Origin of the sequence: Burkholderia sp. Cy-637 (assembly GCF_011753175.1) — a bacterium.
Classification (GTDB): domain Bacteria; phylum Pseudomonadota; class Gammaproteobacteria; order Burkholderiales; family Burkholderiaceae; genus Burkholderia; species Burkholderia gladioli.
This window is the reverse complement of record NZ_VWWC01000051.1, coordinates 1-17,445: the sequence shown is the minus strand read 5'-3', so window position 1 is coordinate 17,445 and position 17,445 is coordinate 1. Positions and strand designations below refer to the sequence as shown.

Genomic DNA, 17,445 nt, shown 5'->3' with positions numbered 1-17,445 from the left:
GGCATCGGATTCGAACGGGCTCTGCGGTGCCTGGGGCGTCGGCCGGGGCCGGCCTGGCGGGCAAAGCGCGTGCGGATCGAATGCGAATCGGCCGGCGCCCGGGGCCGAGCTCGCCGTGAGCTCGACCGGGCGCCGGCCGGTGCGGGGCGGGCCACGCGCGAGGCGTGCCCGTCCCGGCGGGTATTACTTCAGCAGGTGGGCGACGCCGTCGCGCTCCTCGAGCAGCTCGGCCAGCGTGCCGTCCATCTTCTCGCGCGAGAAGGCGTCGATTTCCAGACCTTCGACGCGCTTGTACTCGCCGTTCTCGCAGGTCACCGGCACGCCGTAGATGATGTCCTCGGGGATGCCGTAGGAGCCGTCCGACGGGATGCCCATCGTGACCCACTTGCCGTTGGTGCCGAGCACCCAGTCACGCACGTGGTCGATCGCCGCGTTGGCCGCCGAAGCCGCCGACGACAGGCCGCGCGCCTCGATGATGGCCGCGCCGCGCTTGCCGACGGTCGGGATGAAGGTGTCGCGGTTCCAGACGTCGTCGTTGATCAGCTTGAGCAGCGATTCGCCTTCGGCGCTGGCGAAGCGGAAGTCGGGGTACATCGTCGGCGAGTGGTTGCCCCACACGGCCAGCTTCTCGATCGAGGCGACCGGCTTGCCCGACTTGGCGGCCAGTTGCGACAGCGCGCGGTTGTGGTCCAGGCGCAGCATCGCCGTGAAGTTCTTCTTCGGCAGGTCCGGCGCCGACTTCATGGCGATGTAGGCGTTCGTGTTGGCCGGGTTGCCGACCACCAGCACCTTGACGTCGCGGCTGGCGACTTCGTTCAGCGCGGCGCCCTGCACCGTGAAGATCTCGGCGTTGGCCGACAGCAGGTCCTTGCGCTCCATGCCCTTCGAACGCGGGCGGGCACCGACCAGCAGCGCCACGTCGGCATCCTTGAAGGCGACCTTCGGATCGTCGGTGATCACGACGCCGGCGAGCAGCGGGAACGCGCAGTCGTCGAGCTCCATCACGACGCCCTTGACGGCGGCTTGGGCTTGCGGGAGGTCGAGCAGTTGCAGGATGACCGGCTGATCCTTGCCGAGCAGGTCGCCGTTCGCGATGCGGAACAGCAGCGAGTATGCGATTTGACCTGCGGCGCCGGTAACGGCAACGCGCTTTGCGGGCTTAGCCATGAGAAATCTCCAGGACGATGGGCGTGGGACGCGAGCAAAAGCGCCATTTTATGCGCGTTATGCGTCGCATTGCATTGAAGCGGTGCGCAGGAGGCGCGTCCGGGTCGGGCCGGCGCCGGGCGATCGGCCTGGAAGCCAGGCTGGGCGCGGGTCGGGCGCGTTCCGGGGGCGCTTCCTTGCTCGCCCCGGAGTGTAGGAGCGAGCTATGGCAAAGTCAAACGGTATCTTATGTCTTATATAAGACAGAGTATTGCTGGAAAAATGTGGACGAAAAACTTGGCTTTGTGTTGAAATGCGCGCCATGACATCCAACCAGGCGAACGCGTCGAATCCGAACGCCCCCGGCCAGGCCTTGGCCGGCGGCGAGCCGACGCCTGCGCAGGCCCCGTCGCCGACCTTCAGCCCCTTATACCAGCAGATCAAGGCATTGATCACCCAGGGGCTGGAATCGGGCGAGTGGAAGCCCGGCGAGATCATACCAAGCGAAGTGGAGCTCGCGGCGCGCTACAAGGTGAGCCAGGGCACGGTACGCAAGGCGATCGACGAGCTGGCGGCCGACAACCTGCTGGTGCGCCGGCAGGGCAAGGGCACCTTCGTGGCGACCCACAGCGAGGAACGCGCGCAGTTCCGTTTCCTGCGCCTCTTGGCCGAGGACGGCGTCGAGCACCCGCACGTGAGCCGCCTGCTGGAGTGCCGCCGCACCCGGGCGCCGGCTGAGATCGCACGGCAGCTGGACCTGAAGCCGGCCGATCCGGTGGTGCAGGTGCGCCGGCTGCTGGAGTTCGACGGCGTGGCCACCGTGCTCGACGAGATCTGGCTGCCGGGCGCGATGTTCCGCGGCCTGAGCTTCGAGCGCCTGTCCGAGTACAAGGGGCCGCTCTACGCGATGTTCGAGTCGGAGTTCGGCACGCGCATGATCCGCGCCACCGAGAAGGTGCGCGCGGTGGCGGCGGAGCCGGCGGTGGCCGGACTGTTGTCGGTGTCCGAAGGATTTCCTTTGCTGTCGGTCGAACGCGTGTCCTATACCTATGGAGACCGTCCGGTCGAGGTGCGCCGCGGTTGGTATGTCACAACCGGGTATTACTATCAGAACGATCTGAGCTGATCGAATGATGGCAGGCCGTCGACGAACGGCCGCAAGGCAGTGGGGAACGGGCTCGCGCCCACATGCGAAGCACGTTTCGGGCCGCCTTTTGTTCGCTGCGATGCAACTGTCCTGAGCAGGTTTTCGCTGCAGCGCGACATAAAAAGGCGCTAAAATCGCGGATTAGTGTGACTACATAGTAGGGGTCTAGCATGACTGAAGCAGTAAGAAAACCGAGGCCGGAGTATCGGAACATCGGCATCGGAGACATAACTCGCCATTACCGCCTGCCGATCGCGGGGCAACTCTCGATCTTCCACCGGGTCAGCGGCGCGCTGTTGTTCCTGTCGCTTCCGTTCCTGCTGTTCCTCTTCGACAAGAGCCTGACGTCCGAAATCAGCTTCGACGTCTTCAAGGCCTTCCTCTCCAACATCATCGTCAAGCTGGTCGTCCTCGTGCTGGCCTGGGCGTTCCTCCATCATTTCTGCGCCGGCATCCGCCACCTGCTGATGGACGTCAACCATGACGCCGTCACCAAGGAAAGCGGCAAGCGCACGGCCATCGTCGTGTTCGTCGTGTCGCTGGCGCTGACGCTGGTGTTCGCGCTCAAACTGTTCGGAGCATTCTAAGAAAATGGCAGGCAACAACCGAATCGGCTCGAAGCGCCTCGTGGTCGGCGCTCACTACGGCCTGCGCGACTGGCTCGCGCAACGGATCACCGGCGTCATCATGGCGGTCTACACCGTGATCCTGCTCGCCTGGTTCTTCGCGGCGCGCGATTTCTCCTACGACGGCTGGGCATCGATCTTCGCCACGCAATGGATGAAGCTCGCGACCTTCGTCACGCTGCTGGCGCTGTTCTATCACGCCTGGGTCGGCATTCGCGATATCTGGATGGATTACGTGAAGCCGGTCGGCGTGCGGCTGCTGCTGCAATCGCTGACGATCGTCTGGCTGCTCGCGTGCGCGGGCTACGCTGCGCAGATTCTCTGGAGAGTGTAAAAGAATGGCTGCAATCAATACTTCCCTGCCGCGTCGCAAGTTCGACGTGGTCATCGTCGGCGCGGGCGGCTCGGGGATGCGCGCCTCGCTGCAACTCGCGCGCGCGGGCCTGTCGGTCTGCGTGCTGTCGAAGGTGTTCCCGACGCGTTCGCACACGGTCGCCGCGCAAGGCGGGATCGGTGCCTCGCTGGGCAACATGAGCGAAGACAACTGGCACTACCACTTCTACGACACGATCAAGGGCTCCGACTGGCTCGGCGACCAGGACGCGATCGAGTACATGTGCCGCGAAGCGCCGAATGCCGTCTACGAGCTCGAGCACTTCGGCATGCCGTTCGACCGTAACGCCGATGGCACGATCTACCAGCGCCCGTTCGGCGGCCATACCGCGAACTACGGCGAGAAGCCGGTGCAGCGCGCCTGCGCGGCCGCCGACCGTACCGGCCACGCGCTGCTGCACACGCTGTACCAGCAGAACGTCGCGGCCAAGACGCAATTCTTCGTCGAATGGATGGCGCTCGACCTGATCCGCGACGCGGACGGCGACGTGCTCGGCGTGACCGCCCTGGAAATGGAAACGGGCGACGTCTACATCCTCGAAGGCAAGACCACGCTGTTCGCCACCGGCGGCGCCGGCCGGATCTTCGCGGCCTCGACCAACGCCTTCATCAACACCGGCGACGGCCTCGGCATGGCGGCCCGTTCGGGCATCGCGCTGCAGGACATGGAGTTCTGGCAGTTCCACCCGACCGGCGTGGCCGGCGCGGGCGTGCTGATCACCGAAGGCGTGCGCGGCGAGGGCGGCATCCTGCGCAACTCGGACGGCGAGCGCTTCATGGAGCGCTATGCACCGACCCTGAAGGACCTGGCACCGCGCGACTTCGTCTCGCGCTCGATGGACCAGGAAATCAAGGAAGGCCGCGGCGTGGGCCCGAACAAGGACCACGTGCTGCTCGACCTGTCGCACATCGGCGCCGAGACGATCCTGAAGCGCCTGCCGTCGATCCGCGAGATCGCGCTGAAGTTCGCGAACGTCGACTGCATCAAGGAACCGATCCCGGTCGTGCCGACCATCCATTACCAGATGGGCGGCATCCCGACCAACATCCACGGCCAGGTGGTCGGTACCTCGAAGGGCCACGAAGACCCGATCAACGGCTTCTACGCCGTCGGCGAGTGCTCCTGCGTGTCGGTGCACGGCGCGAACCGCCTGGGCACCAACTCGCTGCTCGACCTGGTGGTGTTCGGCCGCGCGGCCGGCAACCACATCGTCGAGCACGTCAAGAAGCAGCGCGAGCACAAGCCGCTGCCGAAGGACGCGGCCGATTTCGCGCTCTCGCGCCTGGCCAAGCTCGACAGCTCGAGCTCGGGCGAATACGCGCAGAGCGTCGCCAACGAGATCCGCGGCTCGATGCAGAAGCATGCCGGCGTGTTCCGTACCTCGGCGCTGCTGGCCGAAGGCGTGGAAGACATCAAGAAGGTGGCCGAGCGTGCCCAGCACATCCACCTGAAGGACAAGTCGAAGGTGTTCAACACCGCGCGCGTCGAAGCGCTCGAAGTGGCGAACCTCGTCGAAGTGGCGCGTGCCACGATGGTGTCGGCCGAGGCCCGCAAGGAAAGCCGCGGCGCGCATGCGCAGGACGACTTCCCGCATCGCGACGACGAAAACTGGATGCGTCATACGCTGTGGTTCAGCGAAGGCGACCGCCTCGACTACAAGCCGGTGCACATGCAGCCGCTGACGGTCGAATCCGTCCCGCCCAAGGCACGTACGTTCTAAGCCGAATCCGGAGAATCTGACCATGGCAAAACGCATTTTCGAACTCTATCGTTACGATCCGGACAAGGACGCGGCGCCGCGCATGCAGACGTACGAACTCGAGCTCACGCATGAACGCATGCTGCTCGACGCGCTCGTCAAGCTCAAGGAAGTCGACGAAACCCTGTCGTTCCGTCGCTCCTGCCGCGAAGGCGTGTGCGGCTCGGACGCGATGAACATCAACGGCAAGAACGGCCTGGCGTGCCTGACGAACCTGAACGAGCTGCCGCAGAAGATCGTGCTGCGCCCGCTGCCGGGCCTGCCGGTGGTGCGCGACCTGATCGTCGACATGACGCACTTCTTCAACCAGTACCACTCGATCAAGCCGTTCCTGATCAACGACACGCCGCCGCCCGAGAAGGAGCGCCTGCAGTCGCCGGAAGAGCGCGAAGAGCTCGACGGCGTCTACGAGTGCATCCTGTGCGCCAGCTGCTCGACCTCGTGCCCGAGCTTCTGGTGGAACCCGGACAAGTTCGTCGGCCCGGCCGGCCTGCTGCAGGCCTACCGCTTCATCGCCGACAGCCGCGACGAAGCCACCGCCGAACGCCTCGACAACCTCGAGGATCCGTACCGTCTGTTCCGTTGCCATACGATCATGAACTGCGTCGACGTCTGCCCGAAGGGCCTGAACCCGACCAAGGCGATCGGCAAGATCAAGGAATTGATGGTTCGCCGCGCGGTCTGAGCTGATTCGACATGACTGAACAGTCGCACCAGTCCGACCCGCACCGCCGCGCGCGCCTTCGCTGGCGCGCGCGGCGCGGTCTGCTGGAGAACGATCTCATCATCGAGCGTTTCTTCAGCCGATACGAGCATGACCTCACCGATACCGACGTGGGCGCGTTGACCCGCCTGCTCGAACTATCCGACAACGACCTGATGGACTTGCTGCTCGCGCGCAAGGAACCGGAAGGCGACCTTGCCGGCCCGGATGTTTCCCGGCTGCTGGAGATGCTGCGCAGCGTGTGAGAGCGCCGCGCCCGTTATCGAATCCCGTTTCCATTTTCGATTGAGGATGTGCCATGACCCCGTCTGATGTTAAAGCCACGCTATCGTTCAGCGACAATTCGCCGAGCGTCGAACTGCCGATCTACAAGGGCACGATGGGCCCGGACGTGATCGACATCCGCAAGCTGTACGGCCAGACCGGCAAGTTCACCTACGACCCGGGCTTCATGTCCACGGCGTCGTGCAATTCGGCCATCACGTACATTGACGGGGACAAGGGCGAGCTGCTGTACCGCGGTTACCCGATCGACAATCTCGCGCAGAACGCCGACTTCCTCGAGACCTGCTACCTGCTGCTCAAGGGCGAACTGCCGAACGTCGCGCAGAAGAAGGAATTCGTCGAGACCGTCACGAAGCACACGATGGTCCACGAGCAGATGCACTTCTTCTTCCGCGGCTTCCGTCGCGACGCGCACCCGATGGCGATCCTGGTGGCCGCGGTGGGCGCGCTGTCGGCGTTCTACCACGACTCGCTCGACATCAACGATCCGCGTCACCGCGAAGTCTCGGCGATCCGCATGATCGCCAAGCTGCCGACGCTGGTCGCGATGGCCTACAAGTACAGCATCGGCCAGCCCTTCGTCTATCCGAAGAACGAACTCTCGTACAGCGCGAACTTCATGCACATGATGTTCTCGAACCCGTGCGAGGAGTACAAGGTCAACGACGTGCTGGTTCGCGCGCTCGACCGCATCCTGATCCTGCACGCCGACCACGAGCAGAACGCCTCGACCTCGACGGTCCGCCTGGCGGGTTCCTCGGGCGCCAACCCGTTCGCGTGTATCGCGGCCGGTATCGCCTGTCTGTGGGGCCCGGCGCACGGCGGCGCGAACGAAGCCGCGCTGAACATGCTCGAGCAGATCGGCTCGCCCGACAACATCCCCGAGTTCATCAAGCAGGTGAAGGACAAGAACTCGGGCGTGAAGCTGATGGGCTTCGGCCACCGCGTCTACAAGAACTACGACCCGCGCGCCAAGCTGATGCGCGAGACCTGCTACGAAGTGCTGAACGAACTGGGCCTGCACGACGACCCGCTGTTCAAGCTCGCCATGCAGCTCGAGAAGATCGCGCTGGAAGACGAATACTTCGTGTCGCGCAAGCTGTACCCGAACGTCGACTTCTACTCGGGCATCGTCCAGCGCGCGCTGGGCATCCCGACCTCGATGTTCACCTGCATCTTCGCGATGGCGCGTACCGTCGGCTGGATCGGCCAGTGGAACGAAATGATCGGCGATCCGGAGCAGAAGATCGGCCGTCCGCGTCAGCTCTTCATCGGCTCCACGCCGCGTGAAGCGACCGCGATCGACAAGCGTGCCTGAGCGGTGCCTGTCGGCAGCCTAGCCTGACGACCCGAAACACCCCGGCGGCCTCGGCCCCGGGGTGTTTTGTTTTGGGCGTGCCCTGGATGCCTCGCATGCCGTGTATCGCCGGCTCGACGCAGGCGGCGGGGCGGCGTGGCATCATCGGAACATTCCGTCGTCGGGAGCCGTCGATGCTGTCTCATGTCTGTATCGGTGTGGAGGATGTCGAGCGCGCCTACGCGTTTTACGCGCCGCTGATGGAGGCGCTGGGCCTGCGGCTGAAATTCCGCAACCCTCCCGAGATGGCGGGGTGGATGCCGGCCGAGGCGGCGCGGCCGCTGTTGCTGGTCTGCCGCCCGTTCGACGGCGGCGCGCCGGCGCCCGGCAACGGCCAGATGCAGGCCCTGCTGGCACACGATCGTGCCACCGTCGAGCGCTGCCACGCGCTCGCGCTGGCTGGCGGCGGCAGTTGCGAAGGGCCGCCCGGCTTGCGGCCCCATTACCACCGCGATTATTACGGCGCGTATTTTCGCGATCCCGACGGCAACAAGCTCTGCGTGGTCTGCCACGAGCCGGAATGAGCAGGCTGCCATCCGCTCCGGTCACATAATGCTTACAAAACTCGACAGGCCGCCGGGCAGAAAGCACTACACTGCGGACATTCGCCGAAACAGACAACACCACAGGGGGCGCGGTGCGTATCCAATCCATTTTGTCGGCGGTCTTGATCGCCACGATGCTGAGCACGACGCTCGGCGCTAAGGCCGGCATCATCGAGCAAAACATTCGCGATGCGGCAAACGGGACGCTGAACAAGAAATCCGCGCCGCCGGCACGCTGCTCCGATCCCGCTCGACCGGCCCTGTCGATGATGCAGAATGAGGGCGGCGGGATCCTGAACGCAGGCATCGGCCTCGCATCGCTCGCAGTGCTGGCAGCCAGCGTATCGCTGCTGTCATCGCCCAAGCATGACAACACCTTCCGCTCGAACTGCGACTCCGATCGTCTTGCAAAGTCATCGTCGGGCGCGTATCCCTTCGCGGCACCGTCGTCCGCCCCGGCGCCGACCACTACCGAGTGAAGCGGCCGTCTCTGCGATGAGTATGTCCGGGCAGCACATGCTAAGCTCGTGCGCACGTGGATGGCATGGTCTTTAAGAGGCACGCCAAGCCACACTTCGTTCCCGCATCCAGCCGCTTCCCATGAAAGACCGCGTCGAATACACCCGCAGCCGCGACGTCCCCGGACTCGTGCTCGGCGACGCGCGTTTCAGCGAATTCCGCTTCGATCGCCATTACCACCTCGATTTCCACGTCGGGGTGGTGACCGAGGGCGTCCAGCGCCAGCAGTTCGGCGGCAAGACGGTGTTGCTCGGCCCCGGCAGCGTTTCGCTGATGCCGCCCGGCGAGGTGCATGACGGCACGCGCGTGGGCGACGGCGCCTACACGCTGAAGACCTTCCGCCTGCCGCCCGAGCTGATGGCGGGGCTGGCCGAGGAGTTGTCGGGCAGCACGCGGGAGCCGGCGCTGCAGGGCGCCTCGCTCGAGGATCTGGGGCTGGCGCAGCGGCTCAACGCGATTCACGCTGCGCTGCGCGGCGAATACCGCGATGCCCCGCTGGGCGTGCAGTCGGCCTGGCTGGTCGCGCTCGAGCGCCTGTTCGCGCAATCGCGCGCCTGGGCGCCGCGGCAGGTCGCGGGTGCCTTGTCGGACCTGCAATGGCAGCGCGTGCGCGACTACTGCGAGGCGCATCTGGCCGAGAAGATCACGCTGGACGAACTGGCCGCGCTCTGCGAGCTGGACCGTTTCGTATTCCTCAAGCTGTTCAAGCGCAGCGCCTCGATGACGCCGCATGCCTGGCTGGTGCGGCTGCGCCTGGAGCGTGCCTGCCTGATGCTGCACCGGGGCACGCAGTCGATCGCCGAGGTCGCGCAGGCCGTCGGTTTCTACGACCAGAGCCATTTCAACCGCGCCTTCCGGCGCGCCTTCGGCTGCGCGCCGTCGCGTTACTGAACGCCATCCAGGCAAACGTGCCGACGCGCCCGCGCGAAACCGGGGCGCTCGCTCGTGCGCTGCCTCAGCCGGCCGCGATGCGCGCGATGTCCAGCAGGCGGTCGACTTCTGCCTCGGTGGTGGCGAACGATGTGACGAAGCGCACCACGCCCGGTTCCCAGCGATCGTGATAGAAGCGCACGCCGGCCGCCAGCAGGCCGGCGATCACCGGTTGCGGGAGCCGGCAGAACAGGATGTTGGCCTCGGTGGCACCCGTCATCGAGACGCCCGGCACGCCGGCCAGCCCGGCCGCGAGACGCTGCGCCATGGCATTGGCGTGACGCGCGTTGCGCAGCCAGAGATCGTCGGCCAGATAGGCGTCGAGCGGCGCCGACAGGAAGCGCATCTTCGAGGCGAGTTGCCCGGCGCGCTTGCGGCGGAAGGCCAGTTCCCCGGCGCGGCGCGGGTCGAACAGCACCACCGCCTCCGAGCCCGGCACGCCGTTCTTGGTCGCGCCGAACGACAGCACGTCGACGCCGGCGCGCCAGGTCATCTCGGCCGGCGAGCAGCCCAGCGATACCAGCGCATTGGCGAAGCGCGCGCCGTCCATATGCAGCGGCAGATTGGCCTCGCGGCAGATCTCGCCGATCGTGCCGATCTCGTCGAGCGTGTAGACGCTGCCGACTTCGGTGGCCTGCGTGATGCTGACGGCCGAGGGCTGGGTGGTATGGACGTCGCCGAGCTTGGCACGGGCGGCCGCGCGCAGCCGGGCCGGGTCCAGCTTGGCCGCGGGGCCGTCCACCGTGATCAGCTTGGCGCCGTCGGCGTAGAAGGCCGGCGCGCCGCATTCGTCGTTGTTGATGTGACTGCCCGGGTGGCACAGCACGCTGCCCCAGGGCGGCGTCAGCGCGGCTAGCGCGAGCGAGTTGGCGGCCGTGCCGGTGGAGACGATGAACACCGCCACCTCGTGCTCGAACAGCTCGGCGAGCCTTTGCTCGACGCGCGTGGTCCAGGGATCGGCGCCATAGGGCGCCGCGTGGCCGGCCGCGCAGGCGACCAGGGCATCGAGCACGGCGGGCGCCGCGCCGGCGGTGTTGTCGCTGCTGAAGTTCAGGGTCGGTTGATCCGGCGTCGGGGCGTGTTCCATGAGGCGTGATCCTGGTGAGTCGTCTGAGGAAAAGAGTGGTTCGGGCATCAGGCTACGCGCGCGGCGTCAGGCGCGGATTGTAAAAAATTGAGCGGCCCGAACCCCTTGAGCGGCGGGGCTGTCGACCGCATAGTCGGAACCTCGATATCCCTGCAAGAGGAAGCACCATGACGATCCGCCGCTATTTCGACAGCGATGCCCTGACGCTGAACACCGAGGTGCTCGCCTGCGAGCCCGACGAGGAGGCCGGGCGCTTTTGCGTGACGCTGGCCGAGACGCTGTTCCATCCGCAAGGCGGCGGCCAGCCTTCGGATACGGGCCGGATCGGCGAGGCGCGCGTGCTGCGCGTGGCCGCCGACGGCGAGGCCATCGTGCACCTGGTCGATCGCGCCGTGGTGCCGGGCGAGGTCGAGATCGAGGTCGACGCCGGGCCGCGCGCGCTGCATGCGCGCCTGCATTCGGCCGGGCACCTGATCGCCTACGTGGGCGCGGCCGTCGGCTGGCGCGCCGTGAAGGGACATCATTGGCCCGGCGAGGCGCGCGTGGTGTTCGAGCGCGACAGCGCCGACGCCGAGCTGGCCGCGATCGAGGCGCAGGTGCTCGCGAACGGCGTCAACGCGATGATCGCGGCCGGCTTGCCGCGCGTGCTGGCCGAGCAGGAAGGGCGGCGCGTGATCGCCTATGGCGAACACGATTTCAGCCCCTGCGGCGGCACGCACGTGGCCGGCACGGGCGAGATCGGTGCGGTGCTCATCACCAAGGTCAAGGAGAAGAAGGGGCAGGTGAGCGTGCAGTACGAGGTGGCCTGATTCGGCGCGGGGTGCCCGTTAGCGCCCCCATTTGCCGGGTAGCACTTATCCAGGTATCGAAACTACCATTCAACTCACTGTTTTTATTGGGTTTTTTCTCATCCTGGTAGTGCCGGGCGGCAATCTTGGTGGCATAATCGACCGAACCCAGAAGGAACCGTCGTCACCACAAACCCCGCATACCATGGCACAGACTCTCTACGACAAATTGTGGAATTCGCACGTCGTCCACACCGAGGAGGACGGCACCGCATTGCTCTACATCGACCGTCACCTGCTGCACGAGGTGACGAGCCCGCAGGCGTTCGAAGGGCTGAAGATGGGCGAGCGCCCGGTCTGGCGCATCAGCGCCAACCTCGCGGTGTCGGACCATAACGTTCCCACCACCGATCGCACCCACGGCATCGCCGATCCGGTCTCGAAGCTGCAGGTCGACACGCTCGACGCGAACTGCGACAGCTTCGGCATCACCCAGTTCAAGATGAACGACGTGCGCCAGGGCATCGTGCACATCGTCGGCCCGGAGCAGGGCGCGACGCTGCCGGGCATGACCATCGTCTGCGGCGATTCGCATACCTCCACGCACGGCGCGTTCGGCGCGCTGGCGCACGGCATCGGCACCTCGGAAGTCGAGCACGTGCTGGCCACCCAGACGCTCCTGCAGAAGAAGAGCAAGAACCTGCTGATCAAGGTCGAGGGGCAACTGCCGCGCGGCTGCACCGCCAAGGACATCGTGCTGGCCATCATCGGCAAGATCGGCACGGCCGGCGGCACCGGCTACGCGATGGAATTCGGCGGCTCGATGATCCGCTCGCTGTCGATGGAAGGCCGCATGACGGTCTGCAACATGGCGATCGAGGCGGGCGCGCGCGCCGGCATGGTCGCGGTGGACGACACCACCATCGACTACCTCAAGGATCGCCCGTTCTCGCCGACCGGCGCCGAGTGGGACCAGGCCGTGCAGTACTGGCGCGGCTTCCGCTCCGACGACGGCGCGCAGTTCGACCGCGTGGTCGAGCTGAGCGCGGCCGACATCGTGCCGCAGGTGACCTGGGGCACCTCGCCGGAAATGGTCACGGCGGTCGACAGCCGCGTGCCCGATCCCGAGCGCGAGAAGGACCCGGTCAAGCGCGACGCGATGGAGCGTGCACTGAGCTACATGGCGCTCGAGCCGAACATGCCGATCGAATCGATCAAGGTCGACAAGATCTTCATCGGCTCCTGCACCAATGCGCGCATCGAGGACATCCGCGCGGCCGCCTACGTGGTGAAGAAGCTGAACCGTCGCGTCGCCGCCAACGTGCGCCTGGCGATGGTGGTGCCGGGCTCGGGCCTGGTGAAGGCGCAGGCCGAGCGCGAAGGGCTCGACAAGGTGTTCAAGGATGCCGGCTTCGAATGGCGCGAGCCGGGCTGCTCGATGTGCCTGGCGATGAACGCTGACCGCCTCGAGCCGGGCGAGCGCTGCGCCTCCACCTCGAACCGCAATTTCGAGGGTCGTCAGGGCGCGGGCGGCCGTACCCACCTGGTCAGCCCGGCGATGGCGGCAGCCGCCGCCATCGAGGGCCATTTCGTCGATATTCGCCGGCTGGGATAAGCATGCGCAGCAACCGCAACCTCATCGTCGGCCGCCTGGCGGCGGCTCTCGCCCTGGCGGGCATGGTATTCGGGCTGGCCGCCTGCCACACGGTGGCCGGCGTCGGCGAGGACATCAATGCCGCGGGCCGCGCGATCACGCGCGCCGCGAACTGATCGCCGCCTGACGGACTAACCGAAGGACAGTCGAGCGCCGGCCCCGGGGCCGGCGTCCAATCTGGAAACGGATCATGGAAAAATTCACAGTGCATACCGGCGTCGTGGCGCCGCTCGATCGCGAAAACGTCGACACCGACGCGATCATCCCGAAGCAGTTCCTCAAGTCGATCAAGCGCACCGGCTTCGGCCCGAACGCCTTCGACGAATGGCGCTACCTCGACCGCGGCGAGCCGGGCCAGGACAATGCCAAGCGCCCGCTCAACCCCGACTTCGTGCTGAACCAGCCGCGCTACCAGGGCGCCTCGGTGCTGCTGGCGCGCAAGAACTTCGGCTGCGGCAGCTCGCGCGAGCACGCGCCCTGGGCGCTGCAGCAATACGGCTTCCGCGCCATCATCGCGCCGAGCTTCGCCGACATCTTCTTCAACAACTGCTACAAGAACGGGCTGCTGCCGATCGCGCTGACCGAGCAGCAGGTCGACCACCTGTTCAACGACACCTACGCGTTCAACGGCTACCAGTTGACCATCGACCTGGAGGCGCAGCTGGTGCGCACCGGCGATGGCCGCGAATATCCGTTCGAGGTGTCGGGCTTCCGCAAGTACTGCCTGCTGAACGGCTTCGACGACATCGGCCTGACCCTGCGCCACGCCGACAAGATCCGCCAGTTCGAGGCCGAGCGCCTGGCCAAGCAGCCCTGGCTCAACAACCGTCTGATCGGCTGAAGGCGCGCGCGGCGCGCGGGTTCCGAACTCACAACTCTTTCAGGAAAATCGCATGAAGATTGCAGTGCTGCCGGGCGACGGCATCGGCCAGGAGATCGTCACCGAAGCGGTGAAGGTGCTGAACGCCCTCGACGAGCAATTCGAACTCGAACAGGCGCCGGTCGGCGGCGCCGGCTACGAGGCCGCCGGCCACCCGCTGCCCGAGGCCACGCTGAAGCTGGCCAAGGAAGCCGACGCGATCCTGTTCGGCGCCGTGGGCGACTGGAAGTACGACTCGCTGGAGCGCGCGCTGCGTCCGGAGCAGGCGATCCTCGGGCTGCGCAAGCATCTCGAGCTGTTCGCCAACTTCCGCCCGGCGATCTGCTACGAGCAACTGGTGGACGCCTCGCCGCTGAAGCCGGCGCTGATCTCGGGCCTCGACATCCTGATCGTGCGCGAACTGAACGGCGACATCTACTTCGGCCAGCCGCGCGGCACGCGCGAGGCGCCGGACGGCCCGTTCGCCGGCGCGCGCGAGGGTTTCGACACGATGCGCTATTCGGAGCCCGAAGTGCGCCGCATCGCCCACGTCGCGTTCCAGGCCGCGCAGAAGCGCAGCCGCAAGCTGCTGTCGGTGGACAAGGCCAACGTGCTCGAGACCTCGCAGTTCTGGCGCGACATCATGATCGACGTGTCGAAGGAATACGCCGAGGTCGAGCTCTCGCACATGTACGTCGACAACGCGGCGATGCAGCTGGCCAAGGCGCCCAAGCAGTTCGACGTGATCGTCACCGGCAACATGTTCGGCGACATCCTCTCGGACGAAGCCGCGATGCTGACCGGCTCGATCGGCATGCTGCCCTCGGCCTCGCTCGACAAGAACAACAAGGGCCTGTACGAGCCCTCGCACGGCTCGGCGCCGGACATCGCCGGCAAGGGCGTCGCCAATCCGCTGGCGACCATCCTGTCGGTCGCGATGCTGCTGCGCTACTCGCTGAATCGCGGCGAGCAGGCCGAGCGCATCGAGCGCGCGGTGCAGAAGGTGCTGGAGCAGGGCTACCGGACCGGCGACATCGCCACGCCGGGCTGCAAGCAGGTCGGCACGGCGCAGATGGGCGACGCGGTGGTCGCCGCGCTGTAAGCACGAGCGGGCGGCCCGCCGCGTGAAGCGACGGCGCGGCGGCCGTTCCGGTTCGCGATGCGAGGCGCGGCGAACCCTTGTTCCGGTGCGTATTCCCTCGATCTGTCCCGGAAACAGAGTACCCGCGCGACATCGCGCACGATAGCAACGACGGGCCGTTGTACGGCCCACCAGGTTTGTGTAGACTCTTTCGCATGGCGCAAAATCGTTCGATCTCCCCGGTCTCCAAGCTGCACGGCATCACGGCCCGTGCGCTGACGCGCGCCATCGTCTCCACGAAAATCATCACCACGAAAACGATCACGAAAAGCTGATCGTCATCCGTCGTGCCCGCCTGATTTCCCCGCGCGGTTACACGGGGGACGGAAAAGGCGGGGAAGCTCTCAAGCAAAGGGTTAGTCATGAACGTAGGTCTCGTAGGTTGGCGCGGCATGGTCGGCAGCGTCCTGATGCAGCGCATGCAGGAAGAAGGCGATTTCGATCTGATCGAGCCGGTGTTTTTCAGCACCAGCAACGCGGGCGGCAAGGCACCGGCCTTCGCGAAAAACGAGTCCACGCTCAAGGACGCCTCGAGCATCGACGATCTCAAGAAGTGCGACGTGATCATCACCTGCCAGGGCGGCGACTACACCAACGAGGTGTTCCCCAAGCTGCGCTCGGCCGGCTGGAACGGCTACTGGATCGACGCGGCCTCGTCGCTGCGCATGAAGGATGACGCGGTCATCATCCTCGATCCGGTCAACCTCGACGTGATCAAGGACGCGCTGGTCAAGGGCACGCGCAACTTCGTCGGCGGCAACTGCACGGTCAGCCTGATGCTGATGGCGCTTGGCGGCCTGTACCGCGAGAACCTGGTCGACTGGATGACGGCCATGACCTACCAGGCCGCATCGGGCGCCGGCGCGCAGAACATGCGCGAGCTGCTGTCGCAGATGGGCACGCTGCACGGCGCGGTGGCCGAGCAACTGGCCGATCCGGCCTCGGCGATCCTCGACATCGACCGCCGCGTGCTGGCCGCGATGAACGGCGATGCGATGCCGACCAGCCAGTTCGGCGTGCCGCTGGCCGGCTCGCTGATCCCCTGGATCGACAAGGATCTCGGCAACGGCATGTCGAAGGAAGAGTGGAAGGGCGGCGCCGAGACCAACAAGATCCTCGGCAAGCCGGCCATGGGCGAGCCGGGCTCGATTCCGGTCGACGGCCTGTGCGTGCGGATCGGCGCGATGCGCTGCCATTCGCAGGCGCTCACCATCAAGCTGAAGAAGGACGTGCCGCTCGACGAGGTCAACGAGATCCTTGCCTCGGCCAACGACTGGGTGAAGGTGGTGCCGAACGAGCGCGAGGCCTCGATGCGCGAGCTGTCGCCGGCCGTCGTCACGGGCACCCTGACGGTGCCGGTCGGCCGCCTGCGCAAGCTGGCGATGGGCGGCGAATACCTGTCGGCCTTCACGGTCGGCGACCAGCTGCTGTGGGGCGCGGCCGAGCCGCTGCGCCGCATGCTGCGCATCCTGCTCGACAAGTAAGCCGAAGCGTTCCGCGTCCGGCAAGGACGGCGGCGACGGCGTTCGCGGTGCCCGGTGTTTCGCCGGGGCGGCGAGCGCCGTTTCGTTTTTGTGCCCGTCGCGCGGCGGTCGCGTCCGGTCCGGATCCGCGGCCGGCGCCACAAATTCGACGAAATGGCCGGCGGGTAAAGTAAACTACGCGGTTACGACGCAATCGGCGTCGCGCACGCGTGGCGCCCTGCGCCCCCGCGACGTCCAGAATCCTGTCCTCCTTCCAACGCGAACCAGGGCCGCGCGCTGCCGCGGCGAATGTGCCGATGACGCTGCGATTTTTCCCCGGTATTTCTTCTCTTGCCCGAGCACGCGCCGCGCTGTCGCCACGAGCGTTCGCGCTTCGTGCGATCACGGGCGCGGTGTTCGCGCTGATGTCCGCTGCGGCCGTGCCGCTCGCGCAGGCCGCGCCGTCCGATGCCGCGGCGAACGCGCCGCAGTCGATCACGGTCCAGCCGGGGCAGTCGCTCAACGATATCGCGGTGGCGGCCACCCAGTCGCGCGATCCGGGCGTGCTGGCGCGAGCCGGCCGCGCGCTGTTCGCCGCGAACCCGCAGGCCTTCATGAAGCACGACCCGAGCCGGCTGAAGGTGGGCGCGACGCTGACGGTGCCGCCGCTCGACGCGAGCGGGTCGGCCGTGGCTTCGCCGGTTGCCACATCGACTGTTTCGGGGGCTTCAGGGGCTTCGGCGCCGGCAGGGGCCGCGCCCGCGCATGCAGGCAGTGCCGCGACGGCCGTGGCCGGCGCAGCGGCGCCGCATGCGGGCAGCTCGGCTGCGCCGGGCGCGTCGTCGGCGGGAAGTGTTTCGGGAGCGCATCCCAATCCTGCTGCCGCCGTACCGGCTGCCGGTGGTTCGATGCCGCATCCGGCGACGGCTGCAACAGCGGCCACAGGCGCGGCCACGGCCGCCGGCGCCTCGTCGGCTTCGGGCGCATCGCATGTCGACGCGTCGCTGCCCGCGCATCCGGA

19 protein-coding genes and 1 pseudogene are annotated in these 17,445 nt (G+C 66.6%); 18 read left to right on the top strand and 2 right to left on the bottom strand.

What is annotated here, in order from left to right; genetic code table 11:
- Positions 1-183: 183 nt before the first annotated feature.
- A complete protein-coding gene (locus tag F3J10_RS15845; RefSeq protein ID WP_025098912.1) occupies positions 184-1,167 on the bottom strand; it encodes a malate dehydrogenase in 984 nt (327 codons plus the stop codon).
- Positions 1,168-1,468: 301 nt separating this feature from the next.
- On the opposite strand from F3J10_RS15845, the gene F3J10_RS15840 reads away from it, so the two are divergent.
- The 10 genes from F3J10_RS15840 (at position 1,469) to F3J10_RS15795 (ending at position 9,393) form a co-directional block, all read left to right on the top strand.
- On the top strand, positions 1,469-2,272 hold the full coding sequence (locus F3J10_RS15840; protein WP_167242450.1) for a GntR family transcriptional regulator: 804 nt from the start codon (positions 1,469-1,471) through the stop codon (positions 2,270-2,272).
- Positions 2,273-2,463: 191 nt separating this feature from the next.
- Complete coding sequence (gene sdhC, locus F3J10_RS15835; RefSeq protein ID WP_025098910.1) at positions 2,464-2,880, top strand: succinate dehydrogenase, cytochrome b556 subunit; 417 nt, start codon at positions 2,464-2,466, stop codon at positions 2,878-2,880.
- Positions 2,881-2,884: 4 nt separating this feature from the next.
- Positions 2,885-3,253 (top strand): succinate dehydrogenase, hydrophobic membrane anchor protein, encoded by a 369-nt coding sequence (gene sdhD, locus F3J10_RS15830; protein WP_013690594.1) that lies wholly within the window; start codon positions 2,885-2,887, stop codon positions 3,251-3,253.
- Positions 3,254-3,257: 4 nt separating this feature from the next.
- On the top strand, positions 3,258-5,033 hold the full coding sequence (gene sdhA / locus F3J10_RS15825) for a succinate dehydrogenase flavoprotein subunit (RefSeq protein WP_025098909.1): 1,776 nt from the start codon (positions 3,258-3,260) through the stop codon (positions 5,031-5,033).
- 22 nt (positions 5,034-5,055) lie between these two features.
- Positions 5,056-5,757 (top strand): succinate dehydrogenase iron-sulfur subunit, encoded by a 702-nt coding sequence (locus F3J10_RS15820; protein WP_013690592.1) that lies wholly within the window; start codon positions 5,056-5,058, stop codon positions 5,755-5,757.
- A gap of 11 nt (positions 5,758-5,768) precedes the next feature.
- Positions 5,769-6,041: a succinate dehydrogenase assembly factor 2 gene (locus F3J10_RS15815; protein WP_013690591.1), complete on the top strand. Its 273-nt coding sequence runs from the start codon at positions 5,769-5,771 to the stop codon at positions 6,039-6,041.
- A gap of 53 nt (positions 6,042-6,094) precedes the next feature.
- Complete coding sequence (gene gltA, locus F3J10_RS15810) at positions 6,095-7,399, top strand: citrate synthase (RefSeq protein ID WP_025098908.1); 1,305 nt, start codon at positions 6,095-6,097, stop codon at positions 7,397-7,399.
- A 173-nt stretch (positions 7,400-7,572) separates the two neighbouring features.
- A complete protein-coding gene (locus F3J10_RS15805) occupies positions 7,573-7,962 on the top strand; it encodes a VOC family protein (RefSeq protein ID WP_167242449.1) in 390 nt (129 codons plus the stop codon).
- A 113-nt stretch (positions 7,963-8,075) separates the two neighbouring features.
- Entirely contained in the window at positions 8,076-8,462 is a 387-nt protein-coding gene (locus tag F3J10_RS15800; protein ID WP_167242448.1) for a hypothetical protein, read from the top strand.
- Between the two features lie 121 nt (positions 8,463-8,583).
- Entirely contained in the window at positions 8,584-9,393 is an 810-nt protein-coding gene (locus F3J10_RS15795; RefSeq protein WP_025098905.1) for an AraC family transcriptional regulator, read from the top strand.
- A 64-nt stretch (positions 9,394-9,457) separates the two neighbouring features.
- Here the strand turns inward: F3J10_RS15795 and F3J10_RS15790 are convergent, their stop codons facing one another.
- On the bottom strand, positions 9,458-10,519 hold the full coding sequence (locus F3J10_RS15790; RefSeq protein ID WP_167242447.1) for a low specificity L-threonine aldolase: 1,062 nt from the start codon (positions 10,517-10,519) through the stop codon (positions 9,458-9,460).
- 167 nt (positions 10,520-10,686) lie between these two features.
- On the opposite strand from F3J10_RS15790, the gene F3J10_RS15785 reads away from it, so the two are divergent.
- The 8 genes and pseudogenes from F3J10_RS15785 to F3J10_RS15750 form a co-directional block, all read left to right on the top strand.
- Positions 10,687-11,328: an alanyl-tRNA editing protein gene (locus F3J10_RS15785; protein ID WP_167242446.1), complete on the top strand. Its 642-nt coding sequence runs from the start codon at positions 10,687-10,689 to the stop codon at positions 11,326-11,328.
- 184 nt (positions 11,329-11,512) lie between these two features.
- Positions 11,513-12,922, top strand: coding sequence for a 3-isopropylmalate dehydratase large subunit (gene leuC, locus F3J10_RS15780; protein WP_166914629.1), 1,410 nt, complete (start codon positions 11,513-11,515; stop codon positions 12,920-12,922).
- Positions 12,923-12,924: 2 nt separating this feature from the next.
- Positions 12,925-13,077 carry an entericidin A/B family lipoprotein gene (locus tag F3J10_RS15775; protein ID WP_025098901.1) on the top strand — a complete coding sequence of 51 codons (153 nt, stop codon included), beginning with the start codon at positions 12,925-12,927 and terminating at the stop codon, positions 13,075-13,077.
- A 74-nt stretch (positions 13,078-13,151) separates the two neighbouring features.
- Entirely contained in the window at positions 13,152-13,802 is a 651-nt protein-coding gene (gene leuD, locus F3J10_RS15770) for a 3-isopropylmalate dehydratase small subunit (RefSeq protein WP_025098900.1), read from the top strand.
- 52 nt (positions 13,803-13,854) lie between these two features.
- A complete protein-coding gene (leuB, locus tag F3J10_RS15765) occupies positions 13,855-14,922 on the top strand; it encodes a 3-isopropylmalate dehydrogenase (protein ID WP_167242445.1) in 1,068 nt (355 codons plus the stop codon).
- A 194-nt stretch (positions 14,923-15,116) separates the two neighbouring features.
- A complete protein-coding gene (locus F3J10_RS15760; RefSeq protein ID WP_017919649.1) occupies positions 15,117-15,236 on the top strand; it encodes a hypothetical protein in 120 nt (39 codons plus the stop codon).
- An 87-nt stretch (positions 15,237-15,323) separates the two neighbouring features.
- Positions 15,324-16,445: an aspartate-semialdehyde dehydrogenase gene (asd, locus tag F3J10_RS15755; protein WP_025098898.1), complete on the top strand. Its 1,122-nt coding sequence runs from the start codon at positions 15,324-15,326 to the stop codon at positions 16,443-16,445.
- Positions 16,446-16,837: 392 nt separating this feature from the next.
- A pseudogene (locus F3J10_RS15750) lies at positions 16,838-17,445 on the top strand (pilus assembly protein FimV); the annotation flags it as partial.